Here is a 15587-nt window from a genome sequence, read left to right as displayed (position 1 = left end):
GATGGGCGGGGAAGTTGTTTTTGTTGATGTCAAAACGGAAACTCCACGTCGCGTGGTCGACTTTGGATCAGCTTGATCGGCTTCTGCGATGGATCGCCGACGATTTGAATCTTGAAGGTGCCGACGCCGTCGCTCTCTGGACGAGCAACCCTGAGATAATTCCAGCCATTCTGGCCCGTGACGATATTCCACTGGATCGATTTGTCATCATGAGCTTGATTGACTTTGATCTGCCGGACGTTGATCGTGCTTGGGAATGCCAACCATGCGGATCTTTGATCACCACTGGAAAGCTCACCGGTCCAGTCTACCGATGCGGAGTTGCTAGGCTCGAATTTTACCCTCAAGGCATGCCGCCAGTTTGCTTCCGATTGTTCGTCGTGCAAATGAGGTATGAAATTGACCGAATAAGTGAACTGAAACGCTGCCTGCATCCGCTGCTGTTCTGGTACGGTCAGCAGGTGTTCGTCCACATTCTCGGGCAGCGGTTCTCCGTTCAGGATTTTCATGACTTGCTGATAGATCGCGTCCGCGTCACTCTCCGTCGCGATCGGACGTGGGTCCATTTGCATCTTTAGAAAAAGCTTGTCGTACGTCATCCAGCGGCAAAGCCGAGCCAGCGTCTTGACCGGTTCGGAGCGATTGGCGGCGGAACGAGGCAATTTCAAGACGTGCTTGAGCGTCAGCCCATATTGATTGACAAGCCGATCGATCTCGCGTCGAGCGGCTTCGTCACTCACCTTGCCATTTTCGTCCTCAATGCGATTGCGAACTTCCGCCTCATAGTCTCCTGCGGGATCGGCACTCCATTGTTGTGCCAGCCGGACTGAGCAGGAGCGGGGCTCCGAGCGTCCGTTTTGTTTGACATTCAAGTTGTCGCCGTGAGTCACGCTGGACTCTGTCCAGGCACCCGACTCCTTGCTCTCGACGATGAACTCGACACTCGGACGACCGATCATGCTGACGGTGTGTTTGATTTCGATCTGGTACTGTCCATTGACGATTCTATGTTGAACAGATGGCGATCGGTCTGCAGTGGAAATCGCGATCCGTGCAGGGGGCGGTTCTTCGGCGTGTGCATGTTGCTGCGAGACGGATTGCTGCAACACGATCGCGACCAAGCAGCAGAGGTGTATCGATTTCATGGGAGAGTTTGCTCCGGGACTGTTTTCTCCGGGACAGCGTTGACAGGAATTGGCGTGATCGGCGTCCAAATTCCGCTCACCGTCGTCATATAGTCTATGCCATCCAGTACGATCGGGGGTGTTCGTATTGGAGCGGTCGCTACCGAGACCGCTGGTCCGGAACCCGTAGAAACCGCTTGCTGGGACAACAGCCACAAGGTGTCTTGGTCGTCGCAAAGCCAGATGCCTTGAGTGGCGACCGATGCGAGCCGGAGGGGGCGTTGGGAAACTTGGTGGATCGACAGAACGCTTGGCTTTCCGTCTCGATTGATGATAGCCGCACGACCGTTTTGCAAGCCGATGACGAGACGGTCTTCACTCAAAACCATCTGAGCGGTCGCACGTGATGGCAAGGATACCGTGTGACCGATCGCAAGGGTCTGGGGATCCAATTGGTGCAGCATGGAACCGGTGGTCACCCAAATCGATTCGCCGTCAAGCAACGGGGCTTGATCCAACACGCCGAGCTTGATCACTCCGTCGTCGTCCGGAGCGGCAAAGAGGACTCCACCTTGGACTCTCAACTGGACCCTAATGATGCGTCCGTCAGAATTCGCAAGCAACAACGAAGACTCATCCAGCCACTGCGGAGCAAACCAGCCAGCGGGAAGATCCGAACCGGACTTCACAAAGCCGACGGCGTTCGGTTCATTCAGTTGGTGGTACAGAATCTCACTTGCTCCCCCTAATTGCTTTGCGGCCGAGTTGGCGTTTTGGCTGAGTGGGTAGATCTGAAAACGGGACTTGGCGTCGATCATCGCACACCAGACACCTTGTCTGGATTCACTGTCTTGTCCGACGAATCGAAGTGGTCCGACCCGGACGGACAACGGACTGGCAGGGCCGGACTCGACTCTCTGCGTCGCGATTTGCGTGCCGTCGGTCTTATTGACTTGCAAACTTTGCGAGGACGCGTCGAACCGCAGCACTGCGTTGGCTTCGTCGATCCACTGAAACGTTGGATCGGTTGAATCAATCGGGATCGTCGCATGCGTGGTCCCATCGTCTGACTCTTTGTCTGGCCGGATGTGAATCAACTGCCCGGAGTCCATTCGTGCAATCGCATTTTGATCATCACTGCGAATCGTTGTGACCTCGCCGCCCAAGCTGAGAGACCACGTCGGTTTGCCCGTTTCCAGCGACAACGCTTGAATCAAAATCGCCCGCGTCCCGATGGCTTGCGCCGCGACGTACAGATGCTTGCCCAGAATCCTCAGCGGTTGAGTGGCGACGTGATGTTCGGATGGAAACGAGTGTTCCCAACGAACGATCGGTTTGCGTTCTCCGCCGCTTGCCAAAGGGTCCACCCAATAACAAATGACCTTGGATTGCCGGATCGCTACGAACGGGGCATCCGCGTGACTAAGAAAATAAGGACGCCTTGGGTACGAGGTCGGCGTTTGTCGGCGATAGCGAGTTGCAATTGGTTCGACAGGGGCATCGACATCGACATGGCGTATCGTTTCATCGATCGCATCGGTGACCAACAGAAAATCGGCACCGACAATCGAAGGGTTGTCCCAGAGTTGGCCAGCAACGCGTTCGCTCTGAACGAGTTGAAATTGCTCACCCTGTCGCTGAAATACTTCCGCGTACGTGTTCTCATCCAGTTTGTTCTGGAACACGACGACGTAGGGCGGGATCCACATGCCACGACGCGATGTCGTGTTTGCATCCTGGCTTGGAAACACGACATCGGACACCGTCGGCTTATCCTTGACGTCGATCAAATAAACGCCGAATTGATCGCCGATCGCCATCACGCCTTGCTCGTCTTCTCGGACCACCAAGGGATTGCTGGACGTCTCCGGCAAATCCAGTTGTGACACTACGCTGCCATCGTCGATCTGCAATGTCCAGAGCTGGCCACCTCGCAGCAGCAGATGCAGATTTCGATTGATTGCGGTGGGTGGCCCCGCCAAGCCGACACCCGGAGGCAGCATGATGGACCAACGTGTCGTTCCTGTTGCCGCCTCGAGCACACTGATGACTTCGCGTTGTCCCTGTAGTGTCACACAACAGGCCAGGGTGGTGTTGCCGTTGTTGATCAGAGTCGGCAACCACTTGGCGTCATAGCCCATCTCCACCACCCAGCGAGTCGCCCCCGTTTTTGAATCCAAGGCATAACAAAGCTCGTGCACGCGGGCAAAAATGATCTCGGTAGTTGCCAGAGATGCAGCCTGCGATGCGTCCTTTGATACGTCGGAGGGAACTGTCAGCAATCGGGACAGTTTGATCCGTTTGGGCAGGTCCGGGGAAGGATCACCCAGGTGGCCGGTCGCTGCCGATTGAATCGTTTGTTGCTTGCCGTTGAACTGGTTTCGGATCGTATCGCGAAGGCTTTCGCGGAAATCGGTCCACATGGTCTCCGATGCCAGATTCGGAAACATGCTCTTGGTCGATTCCCATTGAAACGATGCGTTGGCCACGTCCCCATCATTGAGAGAGGCCAACGCGCCGTCGGCTGCGGCAAGGGTCGCTTGGATCGAATCGCGAAACCGTTTGGCCTTCTCAGCGTCGTTGAGGGTTTGCCGCAACTGGGCAGCGGGCTGACCCAGCGGTTCGGCGAAGTCGACCCAGCGAGCCAATGCGGCCCGTGCTTGATCAAACTCCGCATCGTTCCACTGATCGACGAACTTCCTCGCATCGTCCATGGACTTGAGGTTGGCCGAGAGAGAAACTGCCGAGAGTCGTTTCCCTAGACGCCTGATTTCGTCGGCAGCCCACCGATGGATTTCGTCGATCCGCTCGTCTCGGGTCAGAATGTCTTGGTCTTCGCCTGCAAATTCAAGCGTCTCCGGTGAAGCCACGATGGCTTGCAATAATCCATCGACCGCCGTCAGATCAGATTGTTCCATTGCCCCGCACAACTGCGTCATCGATTCAGCCAGCTTGTGAACCGTCGGGGCATCGCTAATCGCGGAGTCGATCGCGTCCATCTCTTGGATCTTACGATACTCGACAGCAGCCTGTTGCAGACCTCGTCGGCTGAATTGTCGGTCGGCGATCTCCCATCGCTGAGCATAGGCGGCGCGGATCTTGGTCGACTGATAGTGTCGGTACGCGCCGTAGCCCGCACCGATCAACAGCAACAGCACGACACCCAGGATCGGCACGACGCTGCGATTGAGCGGCCGGCTCTTGCCACCGGATCGCTTCTTTCGTTTCGCGGGTCGCTTGCTCATGCCACTCAGTTGCGTTGAATTTGCAGAGGCTGATTGTTTCCTCCCGATGCACCGCCCGACGCCCCTCCCGATGGTGCCGTCGTGACGTCTGCCAAGGCGACATCGGAAATCCCGACTTCGGCCGCCGCATCGAACGCTTTCACGATCGCCTCCAGGGACGCCATTTCGTGAGCGACCACAAACGCTTTATTCAGTTTGCTCGACTCGCCCTCGGAACGAATCGCCGCAACCAGATCCGCGACCGCAACGGGTTGACTAGTGCCACCGACCGATTTGACAAAGAACTCGTCCTTCTCGTTGACTTCGATGATCACACGGTCGTCGAACTCACTCAAGCCGGGCGCCGGTGCGTTCGTTGATGGCGAGTCCTTTTGTTTGTCCGGCGGAAAACCGAGTCCGGTTTGCAAATGAAAGGTTGCAGTGATCATAAAGAAAATCAACAACAAAAAAACAACGTCGATCATCGGCGTCATGTCCATTCCAGGATCGCCGTCCTGTTTCTTTCGTCGTCGCCTCCGCGCGGTGCTGGCGACTCCGGCGAACGGATCGATCAATGCAATCTGACGAAGTTGTCCGTGGTCGGCAGCCGGTTGGTTGAAATGCTCTGCGGGCGAGCTCTCCATCGCCCAGTCTTCCGGCTGGATCTTGCGACGATACAGCAACTCACGTACTTGATCCTCTGTCAGGTTCTCGATGCGGTCTCCCGCTCGCGTTACGATGATCCAAGTGGTGTTCATGTTCGTGTTGCTCCTGTCGGTCGGGCTCCCATCATCTGGGCCTCGCAACGCCGATCATGGTATCACCCGCTCCGGCGGATTTCGCCGTCTTGATGACTTCGCGGACCACCCCGACGGGCATCTTGCGATTGGACTGCAGGATGAACTCTCCTCCACCGTTTTTCTCAAACGCCCTCACCAGAGCGGCATGCAACTGGTCAGGAGGAATGAAACTGTCTGTCTCGTCGGCCAAGTAGAGCTTGCAATCCTTCAGCTCAATGAATTCCGATCCGCTGTACTGGGAGGTGTCATCGACAATCTGATTGTCTTGATAGTCCAACACCAAGATCACACGCCCCTCTGGACGCTCGGCGTCCCCCGCTTTGGCTTCGGGGAGCTGCAGGTCGGCAAATGGCGAGATGGTGCTGGTGACCATAAAGAAAATCAACAGCAAGAACGTCATGTCGATCATGGGTGTCATGTCGAGTTCTTCGTCGTCCGGATCCACGATCGACGAACGTCTGGCGGCAGCACGCTCACCACGTGATGGCGGTTGCGTCGGAACCTCGGTCGCGACACTGCCCAAAGTACTGACCACCGGCGAATTGACTGCGGGAGTACTGACCTCAGGAGTATCGGCCGCAGCAGAAGTTGGTGCGTTTGAATCGGTCAGCCAACGCGAGGACGTCGGATTTGGACTCAGCGGCGGAGCTGCTTTCGGCGCTCGTGTTGTTTTCGGCTGTGGGGTTGTTGGCGGAGGAGTCGTTGCCCGCTTACTTTCCATCGGAGGATTTACATTCGCCGTCTGCTTGGGCAAAAACGGCATCGCCTGAGCGACACTGAGCCACTCGCTGGCACCGACCACCCGCACTTCATGCTGGTCGCCGATCACGCCGGTGTGAACGAACTCGGCAAGCTTGTCCGCACTGGCGGTCGCAATTTTGTCGGTCCCGCGGCGACGAAGTTCCCATTGGGACAGTTCGCTCATGCGCGTGCCTCGCCGGTGGCCATTGAGGGACGTTTGTTTGGGGCGATGGTTGGCGGGTTGGACGGAAACATGACGTCCAAACATTTTTGGCTGTAGCGATCCAGGTCGATCTCAAGTTTCTCGATCCGCGCTTTGAGATACGTGATCGCGAAGACAATCGGGATGGCTACCAGCAATCCGAGAAACGTGGTTCCAAGCGCCATGCCGATATCACCGGCCAATGCTGCAGGTTCGACCCCGGCCCCCGTGGCGCCGGCGATCGTTCCAAAAGCGCCGATCATCCCCGAAACGGTTCCGATCAGTCCCAGCATGGGAGCGACACGAGCGACTGTTCCCAGCAGCCCCAAACGCGCACGCAATCTGGGGACGACGATCAATTCGATGTGGTTGTCCAGAACGTTTCGCAAGGTCGCCGGTCCGAGGCTGCTGTGCTCAATCGCGATCCGATAGACCTCGGGAACCCCCGCACCGTGTTCGCCGCCGTACTCGTCACAAATCTCGATCGCCTTATCGTAATCCGATCCACGGATGGCTTCATCAAACTCATCGGCAAAGGCTTCCGCGTCGCTCGATGCGTTTCGAAAAACGATGACGCGTTCGATGAAAATCCCGATGGCGAGAACAAAGAGGATGCCGATGATGATTCCGACAAAGCCGCTATTGAGGACCAGTTCGACCATCCGTTCGTCCGATTCGTTGTGAGGAGAAGTGAAAAGTGCAATCCGCCGGTTTGCCGACCTTTCTGGGGTGGCAACACGGGGGCATGTCAGCCTGGAAAGGCTGACGAACATGCCGACTCAGCGGGCTGTAATGTAGCGTCCGTTGTTCTGTTGCGCGATGTCGACCAGAGTCCTGATCGTTTCGCCAAATCCGATGCAATCGATGGACGCATTTCCTCGATTGGCACGGTCGATGTCTCGAACATAAGTATCGCTGAACTCGCCATCGCTGAGCAAAACGATTTTTTCTGGTTTGACACCCAGTCCCAGCATGACCGCAGGAAAAGGGTTGGTGCCGCCGTCGGCGTGCATGGTGCGAATCCAATCGATCGCCAATTTCTTGTTGCCGTCGGTCGCCGGCAGCATTTTCAGCGACCTGGAACGCCCCGTGCCCGCGATACCACGGGTGGCAAAAATGGGCCACGCAAGTCCATCGAAAAAGACCACGGAGAAACTTTGGTCTTCGTTCATCTCGCTGATCGCAAAGATCAACTCGGCTTGAACGCGTGCTAGATTGCTGCCCGCCATCGAGCCGGACTTGTCGATCACGTAGACCACCGACTTTGTATTCTCGTCGATCCGAAAGATACCGACGACGGACGAGCTGCCGGGCGACCCGCCGCCTGGCGGTGCTGGTGGCAACGTGACCACAGGCAGATTATCCAACTTCGTTTTCGTATCAGCGATCGTCAAGTTTTCACCGGTCAGGTCACGCCCGGTGCCGACGTCCAGGCTGGCGATCGCATCGATGCCCGCCATCGGGGCGCTGGATTGCTCGACGGCTTGCTGCGGCGTGACCGCATCGACGACGCTGTCCAGTGGACTGGTTCCGTCACCGAGAATGACCTCCTGGACGGTGATGTTCGGCTTTGCCAACTCGGCTTCTGCTGGCCCAATGACTTCGCCGCCCACCAAGAAGATCAAGACGACCGCGGCGGCAACGATCACGGCCAGCACCATTGCCAGCAGAGATTCATCACGCAGCCATTTCAGTCGACCAAATGTGCGTGAGCGGACAAAGGGATCATCTAACCTCTCTTTGACTTCGCTTTCGACCTGAGTCAATTTTTCTTTCATGGCTCAATGAATGAATGCAAGGAAAAGGCAACGACCAGAGCGGTTTTTGTGGGCGACAAGAACGTCAATTGTACACCTTGGGGCGGGGCGATGGCGCGGGGCGATGGCGCGAGCCAAGCGTCAGACAAGGGGCAGGTTCTCCGTCGGACCACCACCGCTAGCCCGGACTGCTCAAAGTTTGGTGTTGTTGCTTTTTGGGTTTACACAGGTTTTTGTCCCTTCTGCCGGCGCAGCTGGTGGCCCCAGTGAGCCTCAGGCGCTAGCCGTGGGCCTGAGCCGGATTGTGGTGCCGGCCCACGGCTAGTGCCTGAGGCTCACTTTGATTGCGATGCATGGAACAAAAAGATGGACTAGCCTGCATGATTCACGCGACTCACGACAGTCATCGCAACACGTTTGCGTGAAACGGCTTACGCGGATTGGTAGGAACCCAGTCTGCGCAGATCAACCGCCACGCGATAGAGACCGTACTTACCAGCATCAAAAAAGCCTCGCGAGTTTTGGCTCGCGAGGCTTTTGCAGTTTCATTTGCTGGTGATGGACTGGCCGACCACCAAAGAGGGATTCGACTAACCGGGGAACAGAGGTCCTTCGCTGCCGCCCAAGCCACCCTTGAGATCGCCGTCTTGGGGAGGGACGCCCGACTCTTCGGCTTCGGCTGCCGCTGCGGCGCGTTCTTGCTCTTCGCCCCAATCGACTCGCTTGAGCGAAAGACCGATCTTTCGCTCGTCGGTGTCGACACGTAAGACCTTGACTTCGATCTCGTCGCCAACCTTGACGACTTCTTCGGGGTCTTCCACCTTGTGCTCGGCCAATTCGCTGATGTGCAGCAAGCCTTCCAAGCCGTCTTCGAGTCCGATGAAGACGCCGAAGTTGGTGATCTTGGTGACGTTGCCTTTGACCAGTTGGCCGGGCTGATACTTGTCTGGAATGTCGCCATCCCATGGGTCGTTATCAAGCTGCTTGAGCCCCAGGGCGATACGGCGACGGTTTTCGTCGACGCTCAGCACGCGGCAGGCAAGCTCTTGTCCCTTCTCCAACATTTCGCTCGGGTGAGCGATCTTGCGGGTCCACGACATGTCGCTGACGTGCAGCAACCCGTCGATGCCTTCTTCCAGCTCGATGAAGGCACCGTAGTTGGTGAGGTTGCGTACTTTGCCGGTGACGTCGGTGCCTTCGGGGTAACGCTCCAGGACGTCATCCCAAGGATTCTTTTGCGTTTGTTTCATGCCGAGCGAAAGCTGTTGGCCTTCGGGGTCCACGCCCAAGATCTTGACATCGATCTCGTCGCCGATGTTGACCAGTTCGCTGGGGTGATTGACCCGTTTGGTCCACGACATTTCCGAGATGTGCACGAGGCCTTCGATGCCCGGTTCGAGCTTCACGAATGCACCGTAGCTCATCACATTGACGACTTCGCCGTGATGGGTTGAATCCACCGGGTATTTGGCCTCGATGTTTTCCCACGGGTTGCGATCCTTTTGCTTCAGACCCAAAGCGATCTTTTGCTTTTCGCGATCGATGTGCAACACCTTGACTTCGATTTCTTGGTCGATGGCCACCATCTCGCTGGGGTGACCGATACGCTCCCAAGCCATGTCGGTGATGTGCAACAGACCGTCGATGCCGCCCAGGTCGACGAACGCACCGAAGTCGGCGATGTTCTTGACGATCCCCTTGCGGATCTGACCGACCTCGAGTTCCTTCATCAAGTAAGCGCGGTCTTCTTCGCGTTGGTTCTCGATCAGCGAGCGACGGCTGATGACGATGTTGCGTCGCGTGTCGTCGATCTTCAGCACTTCCGCTTGGATCACGCGGCCGATGAAATCTCCGATATCGCCGGGGCGTCGGATGTCGACTTGGCTGCCCGGCAGGAAAACGTTGACGCCGATGTCGACGAGCAAGCCGCCCTTGATTTTGCGGATGACGGTACCGGTGACGACCTGGCCTTCGCCGATCGTTTCGATGATCTTTTCCCACTCGATGATCTTCTCTGCTTTGCTCTTGCTCAGCGAGATCATGCCGTAGGGGTCATCGGCGGCGCCGTAGTTGTCTTCCATTTCCTCGATGAGGACTTTGACAACATCGCCGATCTTGGGGGTCGCTTCGTCAGGCCCCCACTCGTTCAAGGCAACCGTGCCTTCGCTCTTGAATCCGACGTCGATCAGCGCCCATTCATCGTTGATTTCAACGATGCGACCGTCGACGATCTTGCCTTGGTTGTAGTCTTGTTGCTCTGCATGCTGCAGAAAATCGAGCAACCAGTCTTCGGTCTCCTCTTGGGGAGCCATCAAGGCCAGTTCGTCGAGAATGTCGTCGTCTTCGAGGGAGCGGATGAGGTTACGGTTAACCATGCAAATTTACCATTGGACGCGGCGAGTCAAAGAAAGAAGGCTCGCTCGGCGCTGAGGGGTAAGAGGAACGAAATGAAAGGAAACAAGAACGGTGCAGCAGTCGTGAATGAGAGCGTTTGGTCTCGGAGGGTGAAGGGTTTCGGGAGCCGTCCGTCGTTCCCCAAATAGGGCAGCCCCTGGAATGGGGAACTATCCCCGAAAAGGGCAATCCGACAGCGACTAGACCGCTAGAGTTTTCTTGTCCATCGAGCAACATGCCGATGTGTGTGCCGGAGAGCGAAACTCGTTCTGGCGGCGCAGTGCCGGTACGGTACCAAAGCCCCCATCGCCCCACAACAGCTTTTTGGCACCCTCGCTGCCGAAATCAGGCGGATTTTGACGAATCGGGCTTGCAGCGACTGCCGAGATTTCCCGCTGGTGAGTTGCCAAGCCGGTGTCCGCCCTGGCGTGGCCGACCTCATCGAGTCACACTGGTCTGCTCGACAGCCGATCAACGGCACATTTACGCTCTTCTCACTGTTTTTGCTCGATTCAAGTACCCCATGACCCAAATTGCTCCACTCCGTGTCGCGATCGGTGGTGATCACGCCGGCTTTCCCCTGAAAGAATTGATCGCTCGCAAACTGGATGGACATGTTTCTGCCCTGATCGATTGTGGCACCAATAGCGAGCAAAGCTGTGACTACCCGGATTTTGCCGTCGAGGTGGCTCGGCACCTCATTGCCGGCAAGGCGGACCGCGGGCTGCTGATCTGTGGCAGCGGCGTGGGTGTCAGCGTCGCTGCCAACAAGATCCCCGGGATCCGTGCCGCCATTTGTCATGATACGTATTCCGCCCACCAAGGCGTTGAGCACGATGACATGAACGTACTGTGCATCGGCGGCAGAATCATCGGCTCGGAGCTGGCGATGGAAATCGTCTACTCGTTCCTCTCCGCTCAATACACCCCCGGGGAACGCCACCAACGTCGCTTGGACAAAGTGCTGGAAATTGAACGACTGGGACTGGATGCCTTGAAATCCTGATGCCGCTGGTGGTGTCACCCTGATGGCCAGGACACCCAAAACGTCTCCCAGACAGGAACCTCAGACAGAAACCCAGACCTAGGAAATTTGAGTCGATGGAAATTCTCGGCGGACCACTCTTCAGCGTCGCAGGAGCCGGTGAGTCCCACGGTCCTGCGGTGACCACCATCATCAATGGCTGCCCACCAGGGCTGCTGGTCCGACGCAGCGACGTCCAACAGTATCTGGATCGACGTCGCCCCGGCGGCAACAAACACGGCACACCCAGGAATGAAAAGGACAAGGTTGTTTTTCTGTCGGGCCTGTATCAAAACGACCACGAGCGAATGCTCGGCGGCGCATCGATCAGCGTCAGTGTCGATGGAGCCGATTTCTCTACCGAGGGTTTCGAGGAAGGCTACACGACCGGCGAACCCATCGCGGCGATCGTTCTGTCGACCAGCAAAAAATCGGGCGACTACACTCAATTTGCCGGCGCGAAAGGACAAGTCCGCCCAGGGCACACCGACTTGGTGAAGTATCACAAGTCGCGAGGATTTGTCGACATCCGCGGCGGCGGTCGCAGCAGTTATCGTGCGACCATCAGCGACGTGATCGGCGGATCAGTCGCTCGACTGTTCCTCCAGCAACGCTTCGGCACGTTGTTCCTATCGTCGATCTCACAAGTCGGCCAGCTTCGAGCTGAACATTCCTTGGCGGACCGGATCGAATCGCTCGCAACCGGCGAAGACGGCCGCGTGCCGGAGTCTGAGGTCGTCGAGATCGAACGACAGATCAACGCCGCGGAAGTTCCCTCGATCGATTCCGAGTTTGCTCAGCAAGCCGGTGAGCTGATCAAACGCACGCGACAAGCTGGTGACTCGCTCGGTGCGGCGGTCGAAGTCGTGGCGATCAATGTCCCGCCACTGCTCGGTGAGCCGCTGTATCAAAGCTTGAAGGTTCGACTGATGGGCGCGCTGGGGGGACTCAACGCGGTTCAGTCTTGCGAAGTCGGTGCGGGAAAGGACGTCGTGCGACGCTTCGGCAGCATGAACAACGATCCGATCCGCAAATCGGGTTACGTCACCAACAGCCACGGCGGTCTGATCGGCGGAATGACCACCGGCTCCCCACTGGTGATGCAAGTCGGGTTCAAGCCAACCTCGACGATCAATCTGCCCCAGCAATCGATCACCAAGGATTTCACGGAGATCGACTTTCAACTCGAAAAAGGACGCCACGATCCGTGCGTGGGAGTTCGAGCCGGGGTGACTTTGGAGTCTCGCATGGCGATCGAATTGCTCAACGCCGCCATGACACATCAAGGCCACTGGGGCCCGGACGGTTACCTCCACCCGTAGTGGGATTCGCCAGAATTCCTTTCGTTGGCCGACACGCAGGCGGCGTTTGATTCTGCGGTGCAATCCGGTTTGGTAGTGCCACCTACGCCTTCGGCTGCGGGTCAAACAGGAATGCTCGCCGATTCCGTCAGCGCACGAAAAAACCCTGACATCGTGCCAGATGCCAGGGTTCGCTGCGATCCGATCGACAGTCGATGCCTTCCCAGCAAAGCCTGTCAGAAACCCATGGAGAGATCGGACTACAGATTGGGAGTCGTGTAGGGCTCGACGTCGCCGACCATGTGGAAGTGGTTGTGGTCGATGTAGACGACTTCGATAGCCTCTTGATCGTGCAGTGTGTGAGGCACTGGGTATCCGACCGTGGTTTTTTCTTCGAAGTAGATCGTGCACTTGTAGTGAGCGTGGTGCAACTGGGCGGGGCCGATCAACGGATAGAAGCGTGGCGGGTCGATGTAGTCCGCGATCTTCTCTTTGATGATCCGCACGTTGTTGCGTTGCTTTTCGTAGATCAGCGGAATCCCACCCTGGACCGGACGTGCGTCTTCCAACGCATGCATGACTTCGTCATCGGTCGGCGGGTCCAATGCAACGGGTGAACCGCCCGAAGTGGTCGGGCCAAGGATCGGAACACGCTCATAGCGTTCTTTCTTCCAGAAGTCCTCTTCCAGCTTGTGCTGATAGTAGGGGCTCACCGGAATCGGATAACCGAGGAATCCAAGATTGTAGCCGCCGGTCACGCCATAGCATCCGGTGGTGGAGATGGCGATCACCGCCAAGGCTCCGAGAGTCAGCATTCCTGCAACAGATCGGGGAGTCGAATTGCGAGCTTGACTGTTGTTCGAGGTGGTCATCCGAGCAACCTTCCGTGGGTTTCATTAGCCTGTACCTACCTGGGCCTGTGCCAAGGAGGTCTTGTGTAAGAGTGTTATCGTGTGAACTTATGCCGATCTTGCGGGTAATCCGGAAGAATTGCCTGAAACCTCACACCTTAACAATTGGCGGCATTGAGCCACGCGTGTTTGCTTGCATTAAAATGCCCTGGATGGACCCCGTATGTCCCCATAGGTCCGAAACGTCCCATAGGTCCTCCCGGCCAGATCCAATCCCCGCCCTGTGCCGGTGGTAAATGGACAGACCGGGCACACCGCGGATGCAAGTGTCAGCCTAGAAAGGCTGACGTACGTTGGAAAGGCTGATGTGCAGACGATGGGGGGCAGCCCGGTTGAACTGACCTGGACTTAGAAAATGCCCAAGTGGTCTCGGGCTTCGTCGGTCATCAGGTCGGGAGTCCATGCGGGCTCCATCACGACTTTGACTTCGCACGAATCGACTTCCTCCAATTCTTCAGCAGCCGATTTCGTGCCGGCGACCAACTGTGGCCCGGCCGGGCACATTGGGCTGGTCATCGTCATCTCGATCCTGACGTCGTGTCGCCCGTCGTCTTTCTCTTCACCGATCTGGACCAAGTAGATCAGCCCCAGGTCAACGATATTAACGTACAACTCGGGGTCAATCACTTGCTTGAGCGACTCACGAACTTTGTCTTCGGCCAGTGCCATGGAAACAGTCTCAACAGGAAAAAAGGGAAACGTCGGGATCAGTCTTTGATCGGTTGTGGATCAAACGTCAATCATTCGTACTCGCGGACTTGGCGAGCAATCGCGGCACCCAATGCTTCTCGAACGCTTTCGATCGTGATCCGGTCAAAGATCTGCTGAAAGAAACCGTTGACGATCATGCGTGTGGCTTCCTTTCGCGTGAAACCCCGGCATCTTGCGTAAAACAGTTGTTCTTCATCGACCTGGGCGGTCGTGCTGCCGTGTGTGCAACGGACATCATCGGCTTCAATCTCCAGGCCCGGGATCGAGTCGGCCCGCGAATGTGCCGACAGCACCAGATTGTCATTTCGCTGATATCCGTCGGTCTTCTGCGCTATCGGGTCGACCTTGATCATCCCACGCCAAACCGTTCGGCTTTTGTCCTGCTGTGCGGCCTTGTACAGGAAATCGCTGTGGCAACTGGGGGCCTTGTGATGCTGCTGCGTGTGGTAAGCCAAGTGCTGGCGGCCTTCGGTGAACATCACTCCATTGACTTGGCTGTCCGCGCCGGGACCCACCAAATCAACCGTCTGATTCACCTTCGTCATCCCAGAACCCATGGCCGCAAGCGTCCACTGCAGCGTGCAATCACGATCAATGATCGCTTTCTGCTGTGCGAAGTGATACGTCTTGTGTCCCCACTCCTGCAAATTGACGTAGCGGAAATGAGACCCCGGTTTTTGGATGATCTCAACACCGCCCAAGTGCAATCCTCCGGCACTGTGGTCAACGCTGTTGTACTCGTGCAAGACCGTGGCCTCGGCACCTTCGTCCAATACGATCAGCGTGTGAGTCGTATCGGTGCCGCCGTCGGAAAGAACCGAACCGATGTGCAAAGGCCTGTCGATCACCACACCACGGGGCACATACAAGAACTGACCGCCCGCCATTGTGGCGGCGTGCAACGCCGCAAACTTGTCGTGGCCGATGTCAAACGCGGTGAACAGGTGGCTGCGAATCAGATCGGCGTGCTCTTCGGCCAATCGCGACAAGCTGCCAAACACGACACCTTTGGCGGCCAACTCGTCGCTGAGGGACTCACTCGTCACACAACTGTCATAAGTCTCGATTCGACCACCGAGTTGGACTCCATCGAGCAATTGATGCAGCGAAGGGGTGGCCGTTTGGTCGGCGGTCGGTATGGCGTACTTCTGCAGTTGAAACATTCGCAAATCGGTGCGAATCCATTCCTCGTGCCGCCTCTCCGGCCAGCTCATCGCCTCGGCCTGTGCCCAAGCCTCGCGGCGTGCGTCCGTCAGCCAACCCGGCTCGTTGTCGCGAGTTTGGAGAAAAGCCTCCATCCCCGCTGCATCAAAGTTCTGCGTCAATGTCTCGATCATGTTGATAAAAAATGTTGGAATGAATGGATTGGTGCGCAGGCAAAGGGCTTTCCTTGGCGAT

At 57.0% G+C, this 15587-nt stretch carries 12 protein-coding genes; 2 read left to right on the top strand and 10 right to left on the bottom strand.

The features are described from left to right. Window positions 1–29: 29 nt before the first annotated feature. From Pla52nx_RS26090 to Pla52nx_RS26060, 7 genes are all read right to left on the bottom strand, one after another. Window positions 30–1145, bottom strand: a complete 1116-nt coding sequence (locus Pla52nx_RS26090; protein ID WP_146518841.1) for a hypothetical protein — start codon at window positions 1143–1145, stop codon at window positions 30–32. Next, on the bottom strand, window positions 1142–4369 hold the full coding sequence (locus tag Pla52nx_RS26085) for a PQQ-binding-like beta-propeller repeat protein (protein WP_146518840.1): 3228 nt from the start codon (window positions 4367–4369) through the stop codon (window positions 1142–1144). The genes Pla52nx_RS26090 and Pla52nx_RS26085 overlap by 4 nt, the downstream gene beginning before the upstream one ends. 5 nt (window positions 4370–4374) lie before the next feature. Next, window positions 4375–5106, bottom strand: coding sequence for an ExbD/TolR family protein (locus Pla52nx_RS26080; RefSeq protein WP_146518839.1), 732 nt, complete (start codon window positions 5104–5106; stop codon window positions 4375–4377). A gap of 31 nt (window positions 5107–5137) precedes the next feature. Beyond that, entirely contained in the window at window positions 5138–6073 is a 936-nt protein-coding gene (locus Pla52nx_RS26075; RefSeq protein WP_197454354.1) for an ExbD/TolR family protein, read from the bottom strand. After that, window positions 6070–6753: a MotA/TolQ/ExbB proton channel family protein gene (locus Pla52nx_RS26070; RefSeq protein WP_197454353.1), complete on the bottom strand. Its 684-nt coding sequence runs from the start codon at window positions 6751–6753 to the stop codon at window positions 6070–6072. The genes Pla52nx_RS26075 and Pla52nx_RS26070 overlap by 4 nt, the downstream gene beginning before the upstream one ends. 117 nt (window positions 6754–6870) lie before the next feature. Then, complete coding sequence (locus tag Pla52nx_RS26065) at window positions 6871–7869, bottom strand: hypothetical protein (protein WP_146518836.1); 999 nt, start codon at window positions 7867–7869, stop codon at window positions 6871–6873. A 569-nt stretch (window positions 7870–8438) separates the two neighbouring features. Beyond that, window positions 8439–10223 carry a 30S ribosomal protein S1 gene (locus Pla52nx_RS26060; protein ID WP_146518835.1) on the bottom strand — a complete coding sequence of 595 codons (1785 nt, stop codon included), beginning with the start codon at window positions 10221–10223 and terminating at the stop codon, window positions 8439–8441. Window positions 10224–10765: 542 nt separating this feature from the next. On the opposite strand from Pla52nx_RS26060, the gene rpiB reads away from it, so the two are divergent. Together rpiB and Pla52nx_RS26050 are read left to right on the top strand one after the other, a co-directional pair. After that, the gene (gene rpiB / locus Pla52nx_RS26055; RefSeq protein WP_146518834.1) at window positions 10766–11248 is read left to right on the top strand and encodes a ribose 5-phosphate isomerase B; all 483 of its coding nucleotides are present in this window, start codon (window positions 10766–10768) and stop codon (window positions 11246–11248) included. A gap of 95 nt (window positions 11249–11343) precedes the next feature. Then, window positions 11344–12588 (top strand): chorismate synthase, encoded by a 1245-nt coding sequence (locus Pla52nx_RS26050; RefSeq protein WP_146518833.1) that lies wholly within the window; start codon window positions 11344–11346, stop codon window positions 12586–12588. A gap of 239 nt (window positions 12589–12827) precedes the next feature. Here Pla52nx_RS26050 and Pla52nx_RS26045 read toward each other — a convergent pair whose 3' ends face one another. The 3 genes from Pla52nx_RS26045 to sufD all read right to left on the bottom strand — a co-directional run bounded on the left by Pla52nx_RS26045 (window position 12828) and on the right by sufD (window position 15526). Beyond that, window positions 12828–13382, bottom strand: a complete 555-nt coding sequence (locus Pla52nx_RS26045) for a hypothetical protein (RefSeq protein ID WP_146519613.1) — start codon at window positions 13380–13382, stop codon at window positions 12828–12830. A gap of 444 nt (window positions 13383–13826) precedes the next feature. Beyond that, window positions 13827–14147, bottom strand: a complete 321-nt coding sequence (locus Pla52nx_RS26040) for a metal-sulfur cluster assembly factor (RefSeq protein WP_146518832.1) — start codon at window positions 14145–14147, stop codon at window positions 13827–13829. Window positions 14148–14218: 71 nt separating this feature from the next. Continuing rightward, window positions 14219–15526, bottom strand: a complete 1308-nt coding sequence (gene sufD, locus Pla52nx_RS26035; RefSeq protein ID WP_146518831.1) for a Fe-S cluster assembly protein SufD — start codon at window positions 15524–15526, stop codon at window positions 14219–14221. Between the last annotated feature and the right edge of the window lie 61 nt (window positions 15527–15587).

Source organism: Stieleria varia (genome assembly GCF_038443385.1).
In the GTDB taxonomy this organism is placed as follows: Bacteria; Planctomycetota; Planctomycetia; order Pirellulales; family Pirellulaceae; genus Stieleria; species Stieleria varia.
The sequence above is the reverse complement of the archived record's forward strand: the minus strand, read 5'-3'. Positions and strand labels throughout refer to the sequence as shown.

What these genes read in the sequence shown, in the direction of transcription:
- Pla52nx_RS26090 (WP_146518841.1), bottom strand. Translation starts at nt 1,145, where the DNA reads ATGAAATCGATACACCTCTGCTGCTTGGTCGCGATCGTGTTGCAGCAA.
- Pla52nx_RS26085 (WP_146518840.1), bottom strand. Translation starts at nt 4,369, where the DNA reads ATGAGCAAGCGACCCGCGAAACGAAAGAAGCGATCCGGTGGCAAGAGC.
- Pla52nx_RS26080 (WP_146518839.1), bottom strand. Translation starts at nt 5,106, where the DNA reads ATGAACACCACTTGGATCATCGTAACGCGAGCGGGAGACCGCATCGAG.
- Pla52nx_RS26075 (WP_197454354.1), bottom strand. Translation starts at nt 6,073, where the DNA reads ATGAGCGAACTGTCCCAATGGGAACTTCGTCGCCGCGGGACCGACAAA.
- Pla52nx_RS26070 (WP_197454353.1), bottom strand. Translation starts at nt 6,753, where the DNA reads ATGGTCGAACTGGTCCTCAATAGCGGCTTTGTCGGAATCATCATCGGC.
- Pla52nx_RS26065 (WP_146518836.1), bottom strand. Translation starts at nt 7,869, where the DNA reads ATGAAAGAAAAATTGACTCAGGTCGAAAGCGAAGTCAAAGAGAGGTTA.
- Pla52nx_RS26060 (WP_146518835.1), bottom strand. Translation starts at nt 10,223, where the DNA reads ATGGTTAACCGTAACCTCATCCGCTCCCTCGAAGACGACGACATTCTC.
- rpiB (WP_146518834.1), top strand. Translation starts at nt 10,766, where the DNA reads ATGACCCAAATTGCTCCACTCCGTGTCGCGATCGGTGGTGATCACGCC.
- Pla52nx_RS26050 (WP_146518833.1), top strand. Translation starts at nt 11,344, where the DNA reads ATGGAAATTCTCGGCGGACCACTCTTCAGCGTCGCAGGAGCCGGTGAG.
- Pla52nx_RS26045 (WP_146519613.1), bottom strand. Translation starts at nt 13,382, where the DNA reads ATGCTGACTCTCGGAGCCTTGGCGGTGATCGCCATCTCCACCACCGGA.
- Pla52nx_RS26040 (WP_146518832.1), bottom strand. Translation starts at nt 14,147, where the DNA reads ATGGCACTGGCCGAAGACAAAGTTCGTGAGTCGCTCAAGCAAGTGATT.
- sufD (WP_146518831.1), bottom strand. Translation starts at nt 15,526, where the DNA reads ATGATCGAGACATTGACGCAGAACTTTGATGCAGCGGGGATGGAGGCT.